Below are 4927 nucleotides of genomic sequence, written 5' to 3'. Positions count from 1 at the left end.
TTAATATTGCATCTGCTTTTTTACAAGGTTTCTCTAACCCATAGAAGTTACTACTTTTCTGCAATTTATTTGCAGGATAATCTTTGTAAAAAACGTTCCGAAAAGGTTTATTAAATACCCCACCATACTAACATTTACTTTCCATAAACCCGGTTTCTCATAACCCTCAAAAAAAAGCATATTTGATATCTAGAGCTAGGCATTAAGGTTAAGATATTTCTAAATGTTGAAACTCCTTTAAAAGTATGCTGTTCCCTATTCCCTATTCCCTATTCCCTATTCCCTATTCCCTAGTACTATAACTTTAAAAATCGACAGTTAAAGGCGCCCTGGGAAAAGGAATTACATCTCGAATATTCCCCATTCCTGTCATAAACTGCACCACTCTTTCAAATCCCAAACCAAACCCCGCATGAGGCACAGTACCATATCTACGCAAATCCAAATACCACCATAATTCCTCCTTATTCATCTCCTGTTCATCTATCCGCCTCTCCAAAACATCCAAACGTTCTTCTCTCTGAGAACCACCAATAATTTCTCCTACTTTCGGCACTAAAACATCCATTGCCCTAACTGTCTTACCATCATCATTCAACCGCATATAAAAAGCCTTAATTTTTGCCGGATAATCAGTCACCATTACAGGTTTTTTAAACAACTCCTCACACAAATAACGTTCATGTTCCGACTGTAAATCTAAACCCCATTCTACCGGATACTCAAACTTTTTATCCGTCTTTTCCAACAAAGAAACTGCCTCAGTATAACTAATCCTTTCAAAACTATTATTAATAATCGTATCCGCCGTTTCCAAAACAGTCTTATCAATCCGTTTATTAAAAAATTCCATATCCTCCGGGCAACTTTCCAAAACAGACTTAAAAATATGTTTCAAAAATTCCTCAGCCAAATCCATATCCCCTTCCAAATCGCAAAAAGCCATCTCCGGTTCAATCATCCAAAACTCAGCTAAATGTCGAGAAGTATTAGAATTTTCGGCTCGAAAAGTCGGACCGAACGTATAAACATTACTAAAAGCAGTTGCCATAATTTCCGCTTCTAACTGCCCACTTACTGTTAGAAAAGACTGCTTTCCAAAAAAGTCTTGACTAAAATCAACATCTTGTTTTTCTGTCAGAGGAACTTTCTTTAAATCAAAATTTGTAACAGTAAACATTTCCCCCGCACCCTCACAATCACTAGCAGTAATAATAGGAGTATGAACCCACAAAAAACCTCGTTCTTGAAAAAATTGATGAATGGTATTAGCACAAGCATTTCTCACCCGAAAAACTGCTCCATAAGTATTAGTTCGTCCTCGCAAATGTGCAATAGTGCGGAGAAATTCAAAAGAGTGACGTTTTTTCTGCAAAGGATAAGTTTGAGGGTCAGCATCACCATAAGCAATAATACTTTCTGCCTTAAGTTCAATTCTTTGCCCCTTTGCTGGCGACTCCACTAAAATACCAGTCACTTCCACCGAAGCACCTGTATTTATCTGCTGCAAACTTTCCTGATAATTTTGTATATCCGGATTTAATACCACCTGTAGGTTAGCTAAACATGAACCATCATTAACTTCTACAAAAGCAAACTCTTTCAACTCTCGCTTAGTGCGTACCCATCCTTGAATTGTTACTTTGGTATCAGGTTTACCGCTTCTTAATATTTCTGCAATTCGTTGCTTAGTCATTTATTTAATCCTATCCATACTTTGAGAAAGTATATCTCGTAATTGATTCAATATNAACTCTCGCTTAGTGCGTACCCATCCTTGAATTGTTACTTTGGTATCAGGTTTACCGCTTCTTAATATTTCTGCAATTCGTTGCTTAGTCATTTATTTAATCCTATCCATACTTTGAGAAAGTATATCTCGTAATTGATTCAATATAGTCTTAATTTGTGGAAAATTAATTACACATTACTTTATTACTTTTTAGGTAGGTCAGAAACACATATATTTTTGCTAAATTTATTTCACTTAACCTAATTTGTATAGGTTATAGGAGTTCAAGAAATTATGTAACACTTGCTACATAATTTCTTGAACTGAGAGTTATAATTTTTTATATGTACTTATGATTAATTCTATATTTAAAACTATAGCGCTATAGTATAAATGACTTATATAGGAACTAGAGAAGCAGCTTTTTTATTAGGTATTTGTTGTCAACGAGTTAGAGTTCTACTTTCTCAAGGTAGAATTAAAGGGGCTTACAAAAACAAAGGATTTTGGCAAATTCCTCTCTATGGCAAAATGAAAATGCCTATTGTAATACCAGGTACTAGAGGTCCCGAAGGTTTATGGTGTAAAAGGCGACGAAAGAATCCAACCAAGATTCATGTTAATCAACACAAAATTCGAGATAATAGCGACCGAATTAAAAACGATCCTCAAATGACTCCCGATCAGTTAATACCAGTAATCACCTTAAAGCAGACAAATCATAATGATATGGGTTATCAAATGGAAATACATGGTCCGTGTCGTATAGTTTATAAACCTTATAAACCTTTACCTTGTGGAGCTCATTTGTGGATTGAAACCTATTATCCAGTACAGTTTGTAGATACTCAGTTTAAACCTTTCACTGCAAGACAATCCTACAAAAATGTTCGGTTAAGATATGGTTAGAATACGATCAAATATAGCACAACTTTTCGTTTACCCGGATGATATTTTAATCTTCTTGCTACAGCTAAATATTATTCTCTTTAGTAGAAATGATTGGAACTTTTAGTTTGGGCTTTTAACTTTCCAGTGTTATCCCAACTCTATCGTTATTTTTCAACTGAATCCTAATCTTTCGGCAAATTTCTAATTGTTTCATATCTTTAATATTTTATATATATTTGTCTAGGATAGTGTATGCTTTTTAAGCTTTAGCAATCAACATTAAGTCAAATCGCTATAATGGTTGAATTCGTAAAGGGATTAAAGATACTTTAATCTATCACAACAGAAATTTCCAGACAAAAAAGGTAACCTCAACTAACACAGGATTTTAACAACCAACCTATGGCAATTCCTAAACCTCCAAATCTCACAGCTTGCCAGAATGGTTCTTTTATGCTGCCCCAATCAAATAAACTGCTTTCTAGATTTAACTCTATTGTTTCCAATTCTGTCTGTATCTGTTGTAACTCTTCTCGCAATTTGTGAGTTTTTTGGCGACGTACTTCGGGTCGCACTTCTTCTAAACGATGCTGGAGTTGTGCTTTGCGCTTCTGGTAATACTGAATTTGAGAATAACGTTCTTTTACGGCAGCAAGGTTAAGTTCTACCTCTGCCAATTCTTGTGCCAGATCCATCTCTGAAACTTCTAATTCCTGATTAACTGGGACATAATTTGAAAACTCATCATTTAATTTTTTGGGAGAATCTTCTGGAGAAGGATTCATGCTGGCATACTTAAGTATAGTAAGTTCACTGGAAAACATTATCTAGGTAGATATGCTCAAGTCTAACTCAACTCCTGCAACTATAGTTAACAAAGTAGAGACTTCTAATCATAGAAATTTAGAAGAATATACCACACTAGAACTAGCCCAAGCTTTAGCCGAAAGACTTGCTATACCAGAAAGAGACTGGCATCGACTCAAATCTAATCGCCAAGTTCGTGCATTAGAGCTAACTGTAGCTGCTTTGGTTTTTCTGATTCAGGGTCAACCTACTGAAGCGATCACACGCCTAAACCAAGCAATTAGGTGGTTAGATCGATCAATATCAGCACCTCCATGTCCAACTCATGGTTCTCAGAAGAATTAATTAGTTTAATTTAAGTATTCATCGTACCAAGGGCAATCTAGAGTTATTCCTTACCTTTTTGCATAGCATTAACTCTGTGCCCTTGGAATTCCATTCAATATAATCGAAAACTTGGTAGATAATGTATATTCCTCGACCACATTCTTTTTGATCGTCACAATCTGTGTAGTTTTCCGGATCATCATTTGCAATTTTTTGGTTATTTTGGTTAGGTCTACAAGGTGGTTTAAAACCAGGACCTTGATCTGATATCACCCACCAGTAGTGGTCTTTGACAATTGAAAAACGGACTAAAACTGTTTTAGTGGGGTCTAAATTATTCCCATGCTTTGTCGCATTTACTAACGCCTCTTGTAATCCTAATCGCAGTTCTGGATGCCAGTGTTTAGGAACATCCGCAAGTAGCAGATCGAGGATCGGACACAAATAGAGGGTAGAAGCGAAGCTAATTGTCACCCAATTTTGACCTATTTGACGTGGACGTGATGATATAGCAATCACTTAAAAAACTCCCTAGCCTTTGTATGGGGCATAGTCAACAACTACTTTTATCAAGAGTTGTCAATCTCCTCTACAGTTCAAAAAGCTTTAGAATGAGCATCGCTGCCCTCATATTTCCTATAATATCAAAACTCTTAAGAAAAATAAAGTACCTAAGCAGAATTAGTGCAAATTCTTGGAGATGTTCTCTAAAATAATCTAATATCTATTCTTAGGACTTTAGCAAAAAACACTATAAAAATAGCATCAAATGATTACATAGTAAAGCTTTGATCTCTAAATTAGCCTGTTTATTTATTTATCTATGTAGATTTGAGGCATTTTAAGGCTCTTGAGCTATTTTCCCAAACCCTGTAGAGCTTTCACCTAATTTTTGCCCTCAAAAATATCCAAGTTGGGCTAGGTTCATTTTTTTGTGCCTAGGCGTTTTGTGAATAGCCTTCTCCTGAAAAAGATGCCGGGGGAACAACTAGGAACTTTGGAGAACTAAGTCAGTAGTCAGAAGAGAGGTAGATATATATAGAACCCCTAAGCGTATCTCCAGAAAATAGGTAATCTGGAGAAGTAATTGAGAAAAAATGGGTAAGAATTGATTTGATGATGGGATTTGGGTAGATATCTAATACACCCCATCTCCCGATATCCCTTACT

General features: G+C 35.7%; 5 protein-coding genes. 2 read left to right on the top strand and 3 right to left on the bottom strand.

Features of this window, described 5'->3' with window-relative positions; genetic code table 11:
• Positions 1-304 precede the first annotated feature (304 nt).
• Complete coding sequence (gene asnS, locus AFK68_RS10655) at positions 305-1696, bottom strand: asparagine--tRNA ligase (RefSeq protein ID WP_094672680.1); 1392 nt, start codon at positions 1694-1696, stop codon at positions 305-307.
• 429 nt (positions 1697-2125) lie between these two features.
• Here asnS and AFK68_RS10650 point away from each other — a divergent pair, with 429 nt between their 5' ends.
• Positions 2126-2641, top strand: coding sequence for a hypothetical protein (locus AFK68_RS10650; protein WP_094672679.1), 516 nt, complete (start codon positions 2126-2128; stop codon positions 2639-2641).
• 353 nt (positions 2642-2994) lie between these two features.
• On the opposite strand, the gene AFK68_RS10645 is transcribed toward AFK68_RS10650, so the two are convergent.
• Entirely contained in the window at positions 2995-3408 is a 414-nt protein-coding gene (locus AFK68_RS10645; protein ID WP_246844106.1) for a DUF2203 domain-containing protein, read from the bottom strand.
• Positions 3409-3460: 52 nt separating this feature from the next.
• Here AFK68_RS10645 and AFK68_RS10640 point away from each other — a divergent pair, with 52 nt between their 5' ends.
• On the top strand, positions 3461-3775 hold the full coding sequence (locus AFK68_RS10640) for a DUF6439 family protein (protein ID WP_246844105.1): 315 nt from the start codon (positions 3461-3463) through the stop codon (positions 3773-3775).
• 18 nt (positions 3776-3793) lie between these two features.
• On the opposite strand, the gene AFK68_RS10635 is transcribed toward AFK68_RS10640, so the two are convergent.
• Positions 3794-4276 carry an anti-sigma regulatory factor gene (locus tag AFK68_RS10635; protein WP_094672678.1) on the bottom strand — a complete coding sequence of 161 codons (483 nt, stop codon included), beginning with the start codon at positions 4274-4276 and terminating at the stop codon, positions 3794-3796.
• Positions 4277-4927 lie beyond the last annotated feature (651 nt).

It is taken from the genome of Hydrocoleum sp. CS-953 (genome assembly GCF_002260545.1).
Taxonomy (GTDB): domain Bacteria; phylum Cyanobacteriota; class Cyanobacteriia; order Cyanobacteriales; family Microcoleaceae; genus Trichodesmium.
Note: the sequence above shows the minus strand (reverse complement) of the source record. Positions and strands in the feature narration are given on the sequence as shown.

Bases quoted from the DNA above. Each gene is read 5' to 3' on its own strand.
- AFK68_RS10650 (WP_094672679.1), top strand. From the start codon at position 2,126: ATGACTTATATAGGAACTAGAGAAGCAGCTTTTTTATTAGGTATTTGT.
- AFK68_RS10645 (WP_246844106.1), bottom strand. From the start codon at position 3,408: ATGAATCCTTCTCCAGAAGATTCTCCCAAAAAATTAAATGATGAGTTT.
- asnS (WP_094672680.1), bottom strand. From the start codon at position 1,696: ATGACTAAGCAACGAATTGCAGAAATATTAAGAAGCGGTAAACCTGAT.
- AFK68_RS10640 (WP_246844105.1), top strand. From the start codon at position 3,461: ATGCTCAAGTCTAACTCAACTCCTGCAACTATAGTTAACAAAGTAGAG.